At 66.9% G+C, this 15,662-nt stretch carries 14 protein-coding genes; 8 read left to right on the top strand and 6 right to left on the bottom strand.

The window, feature by feature from the left end; translation table 11 throughout:
- Positions 1–5 precede the first annotated feature (5 nt).
- The 5 genes from ACFVBH_RS32690 to ACFVBH_RS32670 all read right to left on the bottom strand — a co-directional run bounded on the left by ACFVBH_RS32690 (position 6) and on the right by ACFVBH_RS32670 (position 6,252).
- Positions 6–1,370, bottom strand: a complete 1,365-nt coding sequence (locus ACFVBH_RS32690; protein WP_379007617.1) for an ABC transporter substrate-binding protein — start codon at positions 1,368–1,370, stop codon at positions 6–8.
- Complete coding sequence (locus tag ACFVBH_RS32685; protein WP_354988362.1) at positions 1,370–2,161, bottom strand: carbohydrate ABC transporter permease; 792 nt, start codon at positions 2,159–2,161, stop codon at positions 1,370–1,372. The genes ACFVBH_RS32690 and ACFVBH_RS32685 overlap by 1 nt, the downstream gene beginning before the upstream one ends.
- An 89-nt stretch (positions 2,162–2,250) precedes the next feature.
- Positions 2,251–3,180: a carbohydrate ABC transporter permease gene (locus tag ACFVBH_RS32680; protein ID WP_379007614.1), complete on the bottom strand. Its 930-nt coding sequence runs from the start codon at positions 3,178–3,180 to the stop codon at positions 2,251–2,253.
- A gap of 389 nt (positions 3,181–3,569) precedes the next feature.
- A complete protein-coding gene (locus ACFVBH_RS32675; RefSeq protein WP_379007859.1) occupies positions 3,570–4,445 on the bottom strand; it encodes an Ig-like domain-containing protein in 876 nt (291 codons plus the stop codon).
- Between the two features lie 409 nt (positions 4,446–4,854).
- On the bottom strand, positions 4,855–6,252 hold the full coding sequence (locus tag ACFVBH_RS32670) for a cytochrome P450 (RefSeq protein ID WP_379007611.1): 1,398 nt from the start codon (positions 6,250–6,252) through the stop codon (positions 4,855–4,857).
- Between the two features lie 141 nt (positions 6,253–6,393).
- On the opposite strand from ACFVBH_RS32670, the gene ACFVBH_RS32665 reads away from it, so the two are divergent.
- The gene (locus ACFVBH_RS32665; RefSeq protein WP_379007608.1) at positions 6,394–7,014 is read left to right on the top strand and encodes a hypothetical protein; all 621 of its coding nucleotides are present in this window, start codon (positions 6,394–6,396) and stop codon (positions 7,012–7,014) included.
- A gap of 83 nt (positions 7,015–7,097) precedes the next feature.
- Here ACFVBH_RS32665 and ACFVBH_RS32660 read toward each other — a convergent pair whose 3' ends face one another.
- Positions 7,098–7,763, bottom strand: coding sequence for a S1 family peptidase (locus ACFVBH_RS32660; protein WP_354988321.1), 666 nt, complete (start codon positions 7,761–7,763; stop codon positions 7,098–7,100).
- Between the two features lie 506 nt (positions 7,764–8,269).
- Between ACFVBH_RS32660 and ACFVBH_RS32655 the strand changes: the two genes are divergently transcribed.
- Genes ACFVBH_RS32655 through ACFVBH_RS32625 form a run of 7 tightly spaced genes read left to right on the top strand, consistent with a single transcriptional unit; the run spans position 8,270 to position 15,657 of the window.
- On the top strand, positions 8,270–9,088 hold the full coding sequence (locus tag ACFVBH_RS32655) for an ABC transporter permease (protein WP_354988359.1): 819 nt from the start codon (positions 8,270–8,272) through the stop codon (positions 9,086–9,088).
- 3 nt (positions 9,089–9,091) lie between these two features.
- On the top strand, positions 9,092–9,955 hold the full coding sequence (locus ACFVBH_RS32650; RefSeq protein WP_354988320.1) for an ABC transporter permease: 864 nt from the start codon (positions 9,092–9,094) through the stop codon (positions 9,953–9,955).
- Between the two features lie 12 nt (positions 9,956–9,967).
- Positions 9,968–11,425 (top strand): MlaD family protein, encoded by a 1,458-nt coding sequence (locus tag ACFVBH_RS32645; protein ID WP_379007605.1) that lies wholly within the window; start codon positions 9,968–9,970, stop codon positions 11,423–11,425.
- Positions 11,422–12,453, top strand: a complete 1,032-nt coding sequence (locus ACFVBH_RS32640) for an MlaD family protein (RefSeq protein WP_354988318.1) — start codon at positions 11,422–11,424, stop codon at positions 12,451–12,453. The genes ACFVBH_RS32645 and ACFVBH_RS32640 overlap by 4 nt, the downstream gene beginning before the upstream one ends.
- Positions 12,453–13,451, top strand: a complete 999-nt coding sequence (locus ACFVBH_RS32635) for an MCE family protein (protein ID WP_379007855.1) — start codon at positions 12,453–12,455, stop codon at positions 13,449–13,451. Before ACFVBH_RS32640 ends, ACFVBH_RS32635 begins: the two co-directional genes overlap by 1 nt.
- Positions 13,448–14,548 (top strand): MCE family protein, encoded by a 1,101-nt coding sequence (locus ACFVBH_RS32630; protein WP_354988317.1) that lies wholly within the window; start codon positions 13,448–13,450, stop codon positions 14,546–14,548. The genes ACFVBH_RS32635 and ACFVBH_RS32630 overlap by 4 nt, the downstream gene beginning before the upstream one ends.
- Entirely contained in the window at positions 14,545–15,657 is a 1,113-nt protein-coding gene (locus ACFVBH_RS32625) for an MCE family protein (RefSeq protein ID WP_379007601.1), read from the top strand. Before ACFVBH_RS32630 ends, ACFVBH_RS32625 begins: the two co-directional genes overlap by 4 nt.
- Positions 15,658–15,662: the final 5 nt, after the last annotated feature.

Here is a 15,662-nt window from a genome sequence, read left to right as displayed (position 1 = left end):
GCACGCTACTTCGGCAGCTTGGGGGTGATCTGCCGGTCGAGAATGTTCTGCAATTGGGTGGTGATATCGCCGAAAGCGGCTGCCGCGTCCCGGTTCTGGAGGCCGATCTGCTCCAGGCCGGTGCCGATGATCTGGTCCGCGCCGGGAATGAAGACGCGGGCGTAATCCTGGGATCTGGTGAGCGCCAGCTGGTCGATCGCGGTCTTGGAGTTCGGGTTCTTGGCCAGGAAGTCCAGTTCGCTGGGATCCTGCAGCGCGGACTTGCGGACCGGCATGTACCCGGTGCCCTGCGAGAAGTACGCGGTGTTGGCCGGATTGGTGATGAACTCGATGAACTTGAGCGCGTTCTCCTTGCGCTTGTCCGAGATGCGCGACGGAATCGCCAGTCCCGCACCGCCGGTGGTCGCCCCCGCGCCGTTCGGGTGCGGCAGGAAGGCGGTGCCGAACTCCAGTTTGCCCGCCGCGTTCTGCTTGATGCTCTTCAGATCACCGGTGGAGGCGATGGTGGAGGCGATCAGCCCGTTGCCGAACTCGACCGCGATCTGCGGGCGCACGCTCGCGTACTTCTTCACGTTGATCATGTCGCGCAGGAAGTTTCCGGCCGCGATCGACTTCGGGTCGTTGAACTTCAGCTTCCACTCGTCGGAGTAGCCGCCGCCGAAGGTCCACATCGGACCCTGGAAGGTCCAGGCCAGGTACGCCTTGGCGTCACCCCAGCCGTGCGCGAACTTCTCACCGGTGAGCGTGGATTGGAGCTTGGGGCCCCACTCGTCGAACTCGGCCCAGGACTCCGGGCCGCGGTCCGGCAGCCCGGCCTTGGACCAGGCGTCTTTGTTGTAGTAGAAGACCTGGGTGGAACGCGCGTAGGGCAGCGCGTAGTGCTTGCCGTTGAACTTGTAGTCGGTGAGCAGCGAATCCACGTAGTCCGCGGCGTTCACCCCGGCCGAGGCGAAGTGACCGTCCAGCGGTTCGATGGTGCCGTTCAGCGCGTAGTTGAACCACCAGACATCGGACAGCACAACCACATCCGGCAGCTCGCCGCCCGAGAGCGCCGCGTTGAACTTCTGCGACACCTCCTCGTAGTTCTTGCCAGCGTCGATGAGCTCGACCTTCAGGTCCGGGTATTTCGCCTGGAAGCGCGTGATGAGCTCGGCCTCGAGGTCCTTGGAGGTGCCGGGGTGATTGGACCAGAAGGTAATGGTGTTGGTGTCGCCGTCCTGTTTGCCGCCGCCACCGGTCCCGGCGCAGGCGGTCAGCGCGAGCCCGGCCCCGGCCGCGCCGGCCAGGCCCAGGAATCCCCGCCGCGACAGGGCGGGAAAACGTGAATCGGACACGGGAATCTCCTTCGGGGACTTGCGTTCGCTCGGCATCAGCCCTTGACCGCACCGGAGGTGAGGCCCTTGATCATGTGGCGCTGCAGCGCCAGGAAGACCACCAGAATCGGCAGCATCGTCAGCACGGTCCCGGCCATGACCGGTCCCCAATCGGTGACGCTGGGGTTCTCGGTGTTCTGCAGGAGGGTCAGCCCGACCGGCAGGGTGGCGACCCGCGCGTCGTCGGCCATCAGGAACGGCCACAGGTACTCGTTCCATTCGTTCACCAGCGTGACCACCGCGAACGCCACCATGGTCGGCCCGGACATGGGCAGCACCACCCGGGTCAGCAGCCGCCACCAGCCCGCGCCGTCCATGCGCGCGGCCTCGATGACCTCGTGCGGCAGCGACAGGAAGTGGTTGCGCATCAGGAAGGTTCCGAACGCGACTCCGCACAGTGGGACGATGATGCCCTGAAAGGTGTTGCGCCAGCCCATTTGCGCGATGAGCGCGTAGTTGGAGATGACGGTGATCTGGTTGGGCACCATGAGCGCGGCGATGATCACCAGGAACAGCACCGTCTTGCCCGGGAACCGCAGGAACACCAGGCCGTACGCGCTCAGCACGCCGAGCACGAACTTGACCGTCGAGATGGCCAGGGTGATGACGATCGAATTGCGCAGGAAGGTCCAGAACGGCAGCACCGTGGTCGCTTCCCCGTAGTTCTCCGCGTGCCAGCTGCGCGGCCAGTACACCGCGGGCTGGGTGTAGATGTCGCCGCGTTCCTTGAACGAGGTGAGCAGGATCCACAGCAGCGGCACGCCCACGATGATCAGCACGCACACCATGGCGGCGTAGCCGAAAATCGTTGCCCAGCGGGTGTTGTCGAGCTTGTTCAGCGCCGTTCTCAGCGTCGCGGGACCCGGTGTCGCCGTGGTCATCGCTCACCCCGATCCATGACCCGCACCTGGATCAGCGTCACCGTGAGCAGCACCAGGAACATGATGGTGGCCACCGTCGCGCCGTAGCCGGCCCGGAAGTTGACGAACGATTCGCGATAGACCTGGAAGACCATGGTGGTGGTGCCGGTGCCCAGCGGCCCGCCCCGCGTCATGACGTTGATGATGTCGAAGACCTGGAGCGAGTTGAGCAGCACCGTGATCGAGAGGAAGAAGGTGGTCGGGCGCAGCTGCGGCAGCAGCACCCGGGTGAAGGTGGTCCACCGGCTCGCCCCGTCGATCTCCGCGGCCTCCATGAGATCCGCGCGCACGCCCTGCAGCGCGGCCAGATAGATGACGAAGGCGTAGCCGAGGTTCTTCCACACGTAGGTGAGCGTGATCATGAACAGCGCCCAGCGCGGATTCTGGTAGAAGTCCGGCACCTTCTCCACGCCCAGCCGGTGCAGTACGTCCTGCACCAGGCCGAATCCGGGATCGAAGATGAACTGGAAGGCGACGCCGATGGCAGCGCCGGAGATGACGAACGGCGCGAACACCGCGGATCGGACCACATTGCGCCCGAACAGCTTCCGGTCCAGCAGCAGGGCCAGCGCCAAACCCAGCACCATACTGCCGACGACCGCCGCGAGCGTGAAAATCACTGTATTGCCGACGATTTGCCATGAATCGTCGCGCCCCCACCACTCGACATAGTTGTCGACACCCACGAAGGTCGCGGTGGTGTCGGAGATGTTCCAGTCGAAGAACGACAGCCGGATGTTGTCGAGCAGCGGCCGATACACGAAGAGCGACAGCAGAATCAGGTTGGGTCCGACCAGCACCAGGAACAGCGCGTAGTCCGTCCAGGGCCGCTCCCGCAGCCCACGGGACCGCGGCCGCGGCAGCACTCTCTCGGTCTCGGATCGCACCCGCGCAGCGTGACGGTTGCGAGCGAATAGCCGGTTACGTCTAGATGCTGGTCGGTTGAATAGTCGGCGCGCAGGCGCCACCGACCGTTCATCAGCAGCACCCGCGGGTGGCGCGGACATGGGACGAATAGTACGGCCGCCCAGTCCCTTTCATGCCGGAAACGGATAACACCTGACTCGGAGCGCTACCCGGCCGCAGGCATGGGACCGTCGGCAGCCGGTCCGCGGGTGGTCGGCGCCGTGGCTCCGGCGGTGCCGCGCTCGAATTTCGTCCGTGCTCATGGGCGCCGCATGCGCGGGGCACGCCTCCCGCACTCCCCCATTCATGCCGAATGCCCCGCCCATACAGGGCGGGGCATTCGAGATGTCTTGCCGCGTACCGGAACCTCCTAGTTCCAGTCGCCCCAGCCGTCGCTGGTGCTCAGGGTGCCGCCGGCGGTGTTCTGCACCAGCACCGGATCACCCTTCTTCACGTTCTCCTGGAACCACTTCGCGTCCTCGGTGCTCACGTTCAGGCAGCCGTGCGAGGCGTTGGAGACGCCCTGCTGCGCCACCGACCACGGGGCGGCGTGGACGAAGATGCCGCTGTTGGACATGCGGGTCGCGTACTCGACCTCGAGCTTGTAGCCCTCGGGGGCGGTGATCGGGACGCCGTAGGTCGAGGAGTCCATGATCATCTTGCGGTTCTTCTCGCTGACGATGTACGTGCCGTTGGGGGTCTCGTGCCCCTTCTTGCCCATGGAGGTGGGCATGGTGCGCACGACCTCGCCGTTGCGGGTGACCACGATCTGGTGGGTCGCGTCGTCGGCGGTGGCGATGAACTCGTCGCCGATCTCGTACGCGGTCTCGGTGCCGCCCGCCTTCACGGTGACCTTGGACCCGGCCGGCCAGAAGTTCTCCGGCCGCCAGCGGACCTGGCTGTCGCTGCGCCAGTAGAAGTGGCCGTCGACCTTGTTGGTGGAGGTGATGCGGATCGCCTTCTCGGCGGCCGCGCGGTCACCGACCGGCTCCTTGAAGTTGATGATGATCGGCTGCGCGACGCCGACCACTTCACCGTCACCGGGGCTGATGTTCGGGGCGGTGAAGTCCGCGGGCGGCAGCGGGGAGCTCGCGCCCGGCGCGGTGGGCAGATCGCCCGGGACGGGCTGCGGCATTACGGCCGAGGGCACGCCCGGTACCTCGGGACCGCCCGGCCACAGCGGAGCCGCCTGGGCGGGCGCCGTCGCGACGGCCCCGGCCGCCGCGACGGTGGCGAGGGAGAGCATTCCGAACCGGGTAACGCGCACAGCGATGATCCTTCCGTTGCCGCCTCTCCGGGATCGTGTGCGCACGGCGGGCTCGTGCCCGGTAGCCGTGGATGACCGTTGAGAAACGCGTGGCGGCGGTTGGGGAGCAACCCGCTGGGGTGTACGCGGCGCGTTGCTCCAACTGACGAAATCAGTCGTGTCTGACCATCCATTCCTACATGCCGCCGCGCGGCCTGCCAATTGAGTTGCGCGAGTTATTCATACGAACCGGCAGGTGTGCTCTGTGACACACAACCGCTCGCGTTCGGCCCCGCGGGTGTGTATGTGCCGTTCGCACCGGCGATTCGAGAAACGATCCGGTCGTCCGGCCGCCACCCCCGCTCACGTCGGGCCAAACATGGTTGTGAGGGAGATCACTGGAGTCGTATCAGGGTTCGGGTATGTCGAAGGTGATGGCCGCACGCGGACCGAGGGCGATATTGTGCGGCACGGTCAGTGGAACGCGCCCGCGCGCGAAGCGCGGCGCGAGCCGCAGGCGCACCGCGCCGAGCACCGTGGCCAGCACCACCCGCAGTTCGTAATCGGCCAGCGCCGCACCCACGCACCGCCGGTGACCACCGCCGTACGGTGCGAATTCGAATGGGCTGTAACGCCGTTCGAGGAAGCGCTCGGGGCGGAAAAGGTGCGATTCGGGCCACACCTCGGGATCGGAGTGCAACAGCTGCACCGACAGCCCCATGGTGTCACCGCTCACCACGGGCGTCCCGCGCAGGGCGTAGTCACCGGTGAGCCTGCGCAGGACGATCGGCACCGGCGGGTGCATGCGCAGCGTCTCCTGGCAGACGGCGTCCAGGTAGGGCAGTGCGGCGAGCTCGGCCGGATCCGCCTCGGGCCCGGCCGCCGCCAGTTCGACGCGCAGGCGCTCCAGCACGGCGGGCGCGCGGTGCAGCCGGTACAGCGCCCACACCAGGGCGGTCGCGGTGGTCTCGTGCCCCGCGACCAGCAGGGTGCGCAACTGCTCCCGCAGTTCGAGATCCCCGATCGGCGCGCCGTCGTCGTACCGGGCCGCGAGCAGCATGCCCAGAATGTCCTGTCCGCCAGCGTCTTTCGACCCGGCGTCGATGCCGGCGCGCCGCCGCGCGATCTCGCCGTCGAGCAGGGCGTCCACCCGATCCCGCGCCGCGGTGAACCGCTCCCACCCGGTCACCCCGAACATCCTGCGCCGCAGGGCCGGAACCAGGAACAGCGGCCCGCCGAACGCGGTCAGGAACGCGGTGGTGGCGGCGGTGTACTCCGCCCGGCGGTCCGGGTCCTCGATGCCGAACACCGCGGTGAGAATGACACGCAGGGTGATCGCGCGCGCCGCGTCCCGCGCGTCCACGCGGGCGCCCGGCGTCCACGCCCGCCCGGTCCGCTCCCCCGCGATCTCCGCCCGCGCCGCGTCGCGAATCGCACTGCCGTACGCGCTGATTCGCGCCCGGTGGAAGGCGGGCATCAGCAGCGCCCGCCCGTTCCGATGCCGCACCCCGCGCGCCAGGATCAGCGACCCCGCGCCCACCATCGGCTCGATGGGATTGGGCAGCGGCGGTTCCAGCAGTTCCACCGGCGCGCGAAACACCTCGCGCGCTCCCGCCGGGCTCCCGGTGAACACGGCGGATCCCAGCCCCGGGAACCGCATGCGGAACGGATCGCCCTCGCGCGCCCGCCGCCACCGGAAGTACCGCTCGAGATCCAGCCCCGCCGCGACCGCGTGCAACGGCACGAGCCGCGGTTCGCGTGGCGGCGAAGGTGTTTCGGGCCCGGCCGGTCCGGCGGCGCTGTTCATGCTCCCCTATACGAGTTGACCTGCGGGGCGGTTCGAGCGCCGCCCTCGACCGTGGACGCGCCGGTCGACGGTGCCGACGGGCGTGGTGTATGCATGGGCATTGAAGCAGGGCCCGGTGTACCTCGAATTTAGGACGAACGCGTGTCGCGTCAGCAGATTTCCGCCCGGATCGCCGCCGCGGTGATCGCCGCCGCAACCTCGCTCCTGGCGGGCTGCGGTGACATCTCCGACGGCAGCCCGCTGGCCTCGCTGGCCGCCGATCCGCCCCCGCCCCCGACCTCGCCGCCCCCGACCCGGCCCGTGCCCAAGACCCCGGCCGAACAGGCCGCCGACCGGAACGACAAGGGCGGGGTCACCGGCTTCGACGCCGCGGTCGGGGACTGCGTGCGGCTGGGCGGCACCATGACCGACGCGACCATCGTGAAGGCGACCTGCGGCGCGACCGACGCCAATTACAAGGTGATCGCCAAGGCGCCCACGAACGATCAGTGCCCGCGCGACGCCGATCAGGCCTATTTCCGGACCATCGCCGGCGTCGAGACCGGCGCGCTGTGCCTCGACATCGACTGGGTCGTCGGCGACTGCATGGACCTGGGCTCGGACAATCCGGCGCGCATCGACTGCGCGGCCAGGACCGGCAAGGACGCGGTCCGGGTGCTGGCCATCGTGAAGGGCACGTCCAGCGCCGACGACTGCACGGTGGGCGGCCGGGGCTATACCTATCCCGAACGCAAACTCGTGGTGTGCGTCGCGGCCCTGTGAGATCGGCGGAGTGAGAGCCGCGAACGCGAGCGGGGCGGGGATCCGTTTGGATCCCCGCCCCGCTCCGTCGTTCTCGCCGCGAATCAGATCGGGTAGTACCCCGAGCCGATCCCGCCGCGCCCATTGATGTCGCTCATGATCGTCGACATGTTCGTGCCGACCTCCGGCCCGAAGCAGGCCACCGCGAGGTAGGCGTTCACCATGCCCACCAGCGTGCTGCCGACCACGACCGGCGCGCCCGAGTCACCCTCGACGACGCACATCTGACTCCAGGTCTCGATGCTGCTGTTGAAAACGTCGCCCCAGGAAATGCCGCAGGTATTGCCGGTGGTCCGGCCCTCCTTGCAGACGATCATCGGGAATCCCGGGGGACCGCCGATGCCGGTGATGGCGACATTGCCCACGCGATTCACCGGAACGACCCGGTCCGGGTCGAACTGAATGACCGCGTAATCCAGATCGTGATTGGAGTAGACGAACTTGCCGATCAGCCCGGTGCCCCGTGATTTCTCGGCGTACACCTCGGCGCCCGCGTCACCACAATGCCCGGCCGTCAGCCCGACCAGGCGTCCGGCGCCGTCGTGACCGATCGTGGTGACGGTGCACTCGAACATGTCGTCGATGATGATCCCGGAGCCGCCGCCGATCACTGCCGGCGCGGGATCTGCGTTCGCGGCCCCGGTGCCCAGCAACGCCGTACTCAGGGCGACGGCGAAGACCCCTGCCGCCCCGGCGAGTTTCCTGATCATGTCCCTCCAGAAAGTTCGGAAGCCGCTTAGGACCAACCTGCGTCCCTCATCCTGTCAGTATTCGTCCCACTGGGCCGCTTGTACTGCCGCATGTTGCCGAGCCGTGTCCTGCGCGAAGTTTTGGTTCGCACCTAGTTGGATGAAGGAGCGCGGAATAATACGTATTAGCTATTGAATTACGAGAATTTCTTTCCATTTAATTCATACCGGTCTCGTTCGCCTCTTCGTAAAACTGCTGGACGGTTAGTCGGAATTAGAACAAGTTCTAGTCTTCTGCCTGGTTCTTTGTGACGAAAACCAACCGTGACGTGGCTGTTCACAGTCGTTCTATGAAAGTGATCCGGCTCTATGACCGGAACCACAAGAGCGTGATGTGTTTTTCCTAACTCCGTAGTAAGGTGCGTCAAGCAAACAGTCGTCGGAGGCGGGTATCCCGGCGTCGAGAGGGGTAGTCAGTGCAGTTGACCAAGAGCCAGGACGGGCAGGGGAGCCCAGCCGGGTCGAAGGTGAGTGGTGCGGTCGACTGGGCCAAGGGCTACTGGGATGATCACCCCAAGCGGTCCCTGGAGACCGGCGGGCGAATGATCGCCATGGGCGTGTCGGCCATCGCGGAGCTCTTCATCGCGATCTTCCGCAAGCGCTTTCCGTTCGCCGAGTTCATCCGGCAGTGCGCCTTCATGACCAATGTCGCCGCGGCGCCCACCCTGCTGGTGGCCATCCCGATCGGCGTCATCGTCTCGATCCAGGTCGGCTCGGTCGCCGGGCAGGTCGGCGCCACCTCGTTCATCGGTGCGGCCAACGGCCTCGGCATCATTCAGCAGGGCGCGCCGCTGGTCACCTCGCTCATGATCGCGGGCGCGGTCGGCTCGGCGATTTGCGCCGACCTCGGCTCGCGCACCATCCGCGAGGAGATCGACGCCATGAAGGTGATGGGCGTGGATCCCATGCGCCGCCTGGTCGCCCCGCGACTGGGCGCGGCCATGCTGGTCTCGGTCCTGCTCTGCGGTTTCGTGGTGTTCGTCGGCTTCCTGACCGGCTACGTGTTCAACATCTTCGCCCAGGGCGGCACCCCCGGTTCCTACATCGGCACCTTCGCCTCGTTCGCGATCACGACCGACCTGTTCGTCGCGCTGCTCAAGTCGCTCATCTTCGGCGTGCTCGCCGCGATCATCGCCTGCGACGCCGGCCTCAACGCGCGCGGCGGCCCGGGCGGCGTCGCCAACGCGGTGAACACCGCGGTCGTCATGTCCGCCGTGATGCTCTTCGGCGTGAACCTGATCCTCACGCAGGTCTATAACTCCCTGTTCCCACCACAGATGGTCTGAGTCGTGTCAGCAACGTATGTACCGCCGCTGCTGCGGCCGTTCCAACGCATCCGGGGCGTCGCCAACTCGCCCCGAGACTTCCTGGCGCGCATCGGGCATCAGGTCTTCTTCTTCCTGCGCTCGGTCGGCTCCATGCCGATGGCGTTCAAGCACTACCCCAAAGAGGTCTGGCGACTGCTGTCCGACGTCACCTGGGGCAACGGCAATCTCGTGGTCGGCGGCGGCACCATCGGCGTCGTGCTCATCCTGTCGGCGTTCGGCGGCATGACCGTCGCCATCCAGGGCCACACCTCGCTGAACCTGCTCGGACTCAGCCCGCTCACCGGCGCCATCTCCGCGTTCGCCACCACGCGTGAACTCGGGCCCATGCTCGCCACCCTCGCCTTCGCGGCCCAGGCCGGCTGCCGCTTCACCGCGCAGCTGGGCGCCATGCGCATCTCCGAGGAGGTCGACGCGCTGGAATCGGTTGCGATCCGGCCGCTTCCGTACCTGGTGAGCACCCGCATGATCGCGGCCATGATCGCCATCGTGCCGCTGTACTGCCTGGCGCTGCCGCTGGCGTACATCTCCTGCTCGCTGACCGTGCAATTGATCGGCGGCACCGCGTCCGGCACGTTCCAGCACTACTTCTATCAGTTCCTGATACCCCAGGATGTGCTGTACTCACTGGCGAAGGCGATCATCTTCGTCGCGATCACCACCTTCATCCAGTGCTACTACGGGTTCTTCGCCTCCGGCGGCCCCGAGGGCGTGGGTGTGGCGGCCGGTCGCGCGATCAAGCTCTGCATCATCGCGGTGGTATTCGCGGACCTGTTCATGACCTTGGCGATCTGGGGCGTCGACCCCGGTATCCGGATCTCGGGATAGGGGGCGCACACGATGATCATCGATCCGAGCGGGCGCGGACCGACGATGCGACAGCTGCTCATAGCGGGTGTCGCGGGACTCGTGGTCTTCGCGATCATTCTGGGATTCCTGATGGCCCGGTACAAGGGCTATTTCGTCGAAAAGGTCAACGTCACCGCGAATCTCACCACCACCGGTGACGGGCTGCCCGAGAACGCCGACGTGAAGTTCCGCGGTGTGCTCGTGGGCGCGGTCAAGGACGTCTCGGTGGCCGCCAAGGGCGAGCTGCAAGAAGTGCACATCGAGATGAAGCCGGAGTTCACCGACGGCATCCCGGCGAACGTGACGGCGCGTGTCGTGCCGTCCAACCTCTTCGCCGTCACCTCGGTGGAACTGGTCTACAACGGCAGCGACGCCGCCCACCTGAAGGAGGGGTCGCAGATCGAGGAGGACCGCTCCAAAGGCACGATCGCACTGCAGGACACGCTCACCACGGTGCGCAACATCCTCAGCAAGATCGATCCCATCCAGTTCGGCCGGGTGCTGGGCACCCTGTCCTACGCGCTGGACGGCAGCGGCCGCATGCCCGGCTCGACGATCGAGCGCGTGGACCGGTGGCTGCTCGCGGTGGACGAGTCGATTCCGGATCTGGGCGTCATGCTCACCGACTTCTCCGATTCGTTCCACGCGCTGAACCAGTCCGCGCCCGAACTCATGGGCGTGCTGGCGGATTCGGTGAAGACCGCGCAGACCATCTCCGACCGCCGCGGCGAGCTCATCTCGCTCATCGCGGGCGCGTCGGGGACCGTCGACAAGGTCAACACCCTCTTCGCGCGCAATCCCGATGTGGGCAAGCAGGTCACCTCGGGCACCAGCGAGCTGTTCGGCGCGCTCTCGGACGACCCGAACGCGATCCCGCTGGCCATCAAGAACCTGAACGAGTCGGTCCGCAAGCTGATGACGACCTTCACCTGGGGGCCGCAGCGGCAGATGGTCTGGAACCTGGGCCTGACCTTCACCCCGTACAAGCCGTGGACCCGGGACGACTGCCCGCGCTACGGCGAGCTGGCCGCCCCGAGCTGTGGCACCGCGCCGCTGGTCTCGGATCCGGGCACGCTGCCGGAGTCGATGCGGCCCAAGGCCCTGGACTCGGCCGCCGGGCTGGGCCCGTTCACCCTGCCGCCGGGCCTGGCGGGCCTGCCGGGCCTGACCACCGGCGGGGAGATCACCCAGCCGGATCCGCAGGCGGGCAACCCCTTCGCGGGCACCCCGCTGCAGGGCCTGTTCCCGAACCTGGTGCCGCCTGCCGCACCCGCGGCACCCGCTGCCGCGCCCGCCGCGGCCCCGGCCGCCGGTCCGATCTCCTACAACTCCGACGACGCCATCACCCAGATCCTGGGCCGGCGGCCGACCGCCGGCGAGTACCTGCTGCTCAGCTCGATCCTTAGGGGTGGAACGTTGCAAGTGACCGAAACCGGGGCCGGTCGATGAGCATTCGCAAACCGCTGATCGGCTTCACCCTCTTCGCCGTGGTGGCGATCCTGGTGACCACGGTCATCTGGAACACGCTGGCGCGCACCGTGGACGGGAAGACCAACACCTACACGGCCACCTTCAGCGATGTGCTCGGCCTGCGCGAGGGCGACGACGTCCGCATGGCGGGCGTGCGCGTCGGCAAGGTCGAGACCATCGAGCTGGACAAGAAGAACGACGCCAAGGTCACCTTCATCGTGCAGCGCGATCAGACGCTCTTCGGCGACACCAAGGCGCTGGTCCGGTACCAGAACCTGATCGGGCAGCGCTACATCGCGCTGGCCCCGGACAAGAAGGGCGGCGATCACACGCCGCTCAAGAACAAGGCGTCGATTCCGCTCGAGCGCACCGAGCCGTCGTTCGACATCTCGGGGCTGCTCAACGGTTTCCAGCCGCTGTTCGAGGTGCTGCAGCCGGAGCAGGTGAACAACCTGTCCAACACCTTCATCCAGGCGTTGCAGGGCGACAACGTCTCGCTGTCCGCGTTCATCACCCAGTCCGCGGCGCTGGCGAGCGACTTCCAGCGGCGCGACGCGATCCTCTCGGACGTGATCACCAACCTGTCCGGCGTGATGTCCGGCCTGGCCAAGCGCGGCGACGAACTGGAAACCCTGGTGACCCAGACCCGTTCGCTCATCGGCGGGCTGTACGAGCAGGGCCAGTCGCTGCAGGCCTCGACGGTGCAGATCGCCGACGCCACGACCGCCCTGGTCGGCATGATGGGGCTGATCCAGCCCAAGCTGGCCCTGGCGCAGACCTCCACCCGTGACGCCCTGACCCTGCTGCTCGCCAACGGCGACAAGCTGGACCAGGTCGCGGTGGATCTGCCCGGCATCCTGTCCGACGTCGGCAAGTTCACCCAGAACGGCGCATACGCCAACGCGTACCTGTGCACCCTGGATGTCTCGCTCTACGGAGTCCTCTTCCCGCGCGGTCTGTTCAGTCAGATCGGCGGCAACAACCACTCGGCGGTGTGCCGGCCATGATGGCGAAACTGAAGTCCCGCTTCGAATCCAACCGCAATTTCTGGCTCGGCCTGCTCGGGGCCGCGGTCGTCGTCGGCCTGCTGCTGGCGTCGAGCGTGTTCAAGATGATCGGTGTCGGCGAGCAGAGCATCAAGACCGAGTTCGCGCAGACCGCGGGCATCAAGGTCGGTGACAAGGTGGCCGTGTCCGGCGTCTCGGTGGGCCGGGTCGCCGGCGCCGAGCTCGAGGGCGACCACGTGCTGATCACCCTCGCCATCAACGACGATGTGAAGCTGGGCCCGGATGCCCGCGCCTCCATCAAGATGGCGACGCTGCTGGGCGCGCGGTTCCTGGACCTGGACCCGGGCGACGGCTCCGGCCTGCCGGGCAAGCGAATCCCCAAGTCCAACACCTCGGTTCCGTACAACCTGTCCGATGTGGTGCAGGAGGGCACGCCGAAGTTCGAGAACCTGGACACGGTCAAGCTCGCCGAATCGCTCAATCTGATCAACCAGCAGCTGGGCGACACCCCGCAGCTCACGGTGCAGGCGCTCGACTCCATCGGCGCGCTGGCCAAGACCATGAACGATCGCAAGGACGCGGTCGATCAGCTGCTCAAGGACCTGGACCGGGTCACCCGCATCCTGGGCGACAACCGCAACAGCGTGCTGCTGGTCATCACCCAGGGTGAGGCGATCGCGAGCCGGGTCATGGAGCGCCAGACGCTGCTGCGCACCCTGCTGGACAACATCGCCGCCCTCAGCGGGCAGCTGCAGGCCATCGGAACCGAGAACAACGATCTCTTCGGCCCGACCCTGATCCAGCTGAACACCATGGCCGACGGTCTGCAGAAGAACAAGGACAACCTGGACCGGCTGCTGCAGATCATGCCGCCGGCGGTGCGGCAGTTCAACAACGTCTTCGGCAACGGCAACTACGGCGAGGTCGCGCTGCCGTGGCTGTTCCCGGACAACTGGCTGTGCTCCGTCCAGGTGATCGAGGGGTGCGTGCAGAAATGACATCCAGAAGCTTCGCCCGAATCACCAAGGCCGCCATGGTCGGTGCGGCGACATTGGCGGTGGCCAGCTGCTCCGTCGTCCCGCTCGGGGTGAAGGACGCGGTCGGGCAGACCCAGCACATCACCGCCGACTTCCTCAATATCGCGGGCATGTTCGAGGGCAACCCGATCACCGTCCTCGGCCTCGAGGTCGGCAAGGTCGACAAGATCGTGCCCAAGGGCCAGTACGTCGAGGTCCACATGACCGTGGACAAGGGCGTCGAGCTGCCGAAGAACGTTGTCGCGGCACTGATCTCGCCGTCCATCGTGACCGACCGGCACATCGAGCTGGCCCCGCGCTACACCGGCGGCGAGAAGTTGAAGGACGGCGCGCACCTGACCGTCCAGCAGACCAAGACCCCGGTCGAGCTGGACACCATGATCAAGACCATCGACGCCTTCTCCGCGGCGCTCAAGCCGCAGGAGGGCCAGGAGGGCATCGGCCCGCTGTCGGGCCGCGTGCTCTACCCGATGATGAACGGCAACGGCGAGAAGCTGCGCGACGTGCTCAACTCGCTCTCGGGCGCGTTGAAGATCGGCGTCGACAACAAGGACGCCGTCTCGACCATCATCATCAAGCTGAACGAGCTCACCACGATGCTGGCCGACAACGACCAGTCGGTGCGCGACTTCAGCAACCGCCTGACCCAGATGAGCTCGCTGCTCGCCGAGCAGGCCCCGGGTCTGCAGGCCACCCTGGATCAGCTGAACGGCTTCCTGGGCAACACCAGTGGCGCGTTCTCGCAGTACGCCGACCAGCTCAACGGCACGCTCACCGGGCTCACCGCGGTCACCCAGCAGCTGCGCGACAACGCGGCCGGTGTGACCGAGGTCGTGGACGTGGCCCCGCTGCTCATGCAGAACCTGGACCGTTCGGTGAACCGGGAGAAGGGCTTCATCCGCCTGCACGGCCTGATCGGCACCGCGCTGTCCGGCGAGATCATCAGCCTGTTCTGTGAGCGGGTGCAGATGAAGGCGGACGGCTGCCGCACCGGAAAGATCGAGGACATGGGACCCGATTTCGGTCTGACCGCCGCGATGTTGGGACTGACGCGATGAACAATCGATTCGTGGCCCAGCTGCGGGCGAGCACCCGGACCCGCCGCGTCGTGGTGGCCCTGGCGGCCACCACCGCGCTCGCCACGTCGGGCTGCGGCCTGACCGTGGAGAGCCTGCCGCTGCCCAAACCCGGTGCGGGCGATGACACCTACACCGTGCACGCGGTGTTCGACAACGCGCTCAACCTGCCCGATCAGGCGAAGGTCAAGATCGGCGGCTCGGACGTCGGCGTGGTCACCAAGATCACGACGAAGGATTTCAAGGCGATCGTCGACCTCGACATCCGCAAGGACATCGAGCTACCCGCCAACTCCACCGCCGAACTGCGCCAGGCCACCCCGCTCGGTGACGTCTTCGTCGCGGTGTCCAAGCCCAAGTCCGACGTGGCGGGCACGCCCCTGAAGGACGGCGACGAGCTCACCCAGACCTCGGCCGGCGCGACCGTCGAAGAGCTGCTGCTCTCGGTGTCGTTGCTGTTCAACGGCGGTGGCATCGCGAGCCTGTCCAAGCTCATGGCGGAGATGGACTCCATCGTGGGCGGCAGGGGTCCGCAACTCGCGCACCTGATCACCGAGATGACCGGCGTCGTGGGCAGTCTCAACGCCAACAGCCAGAACATCGACAACGTGCTCGCCAACTTCGGCGCGCTCGCGGACACGCTCGAGACCAATCGCGGTGAGCTGGGCCAGGTCGCGGACACGCTGCCCGGCATGATCGGCGCCATCGCCGAGAACAACCAGGCCATCGGCGAATTGCTGACCAAGGTGTCCACAACCAGTGCGGCCCTGGGCGATTACGCCAACACCACCCAGGATCAGCTGGCGAGCCTGCTCGACAACGTGCACCAGCTGATGAACGCCCTCGCGCGCACCGAACAGGACTTCGGCCCGATGCTCGACGCCCTGCACGAGATCCGGCCGCTGGCCGACGCCTCGTTCAAGGGCAACACGCTCGCGGTCGGCGCGACCCTGAGCATGCTCGACATCGGCGCGCTCACCGATCCGGCCAACAGCAAGTGGCAGGATCTCCGCGATCTCAACGATTTCGCCGGCAGCCTCATCCAGGTGCTGCAGATCGTCCAAGGCAGAATCAACGGGGGCCACCGGTGAACTGG

The organism is Nocardia sp. NPDC057668, from assembly GCF_042799795.1.
GTDB lineage: Bacteria > Actinomycetota > Actinomycetes > Mycobacteriales > Mycobacteriaceae > Nocardia.
Note: the sequence above shows the minus strand (reverse complement) of the source record. Positions and strands in the feature narration are given on the sequence as shown.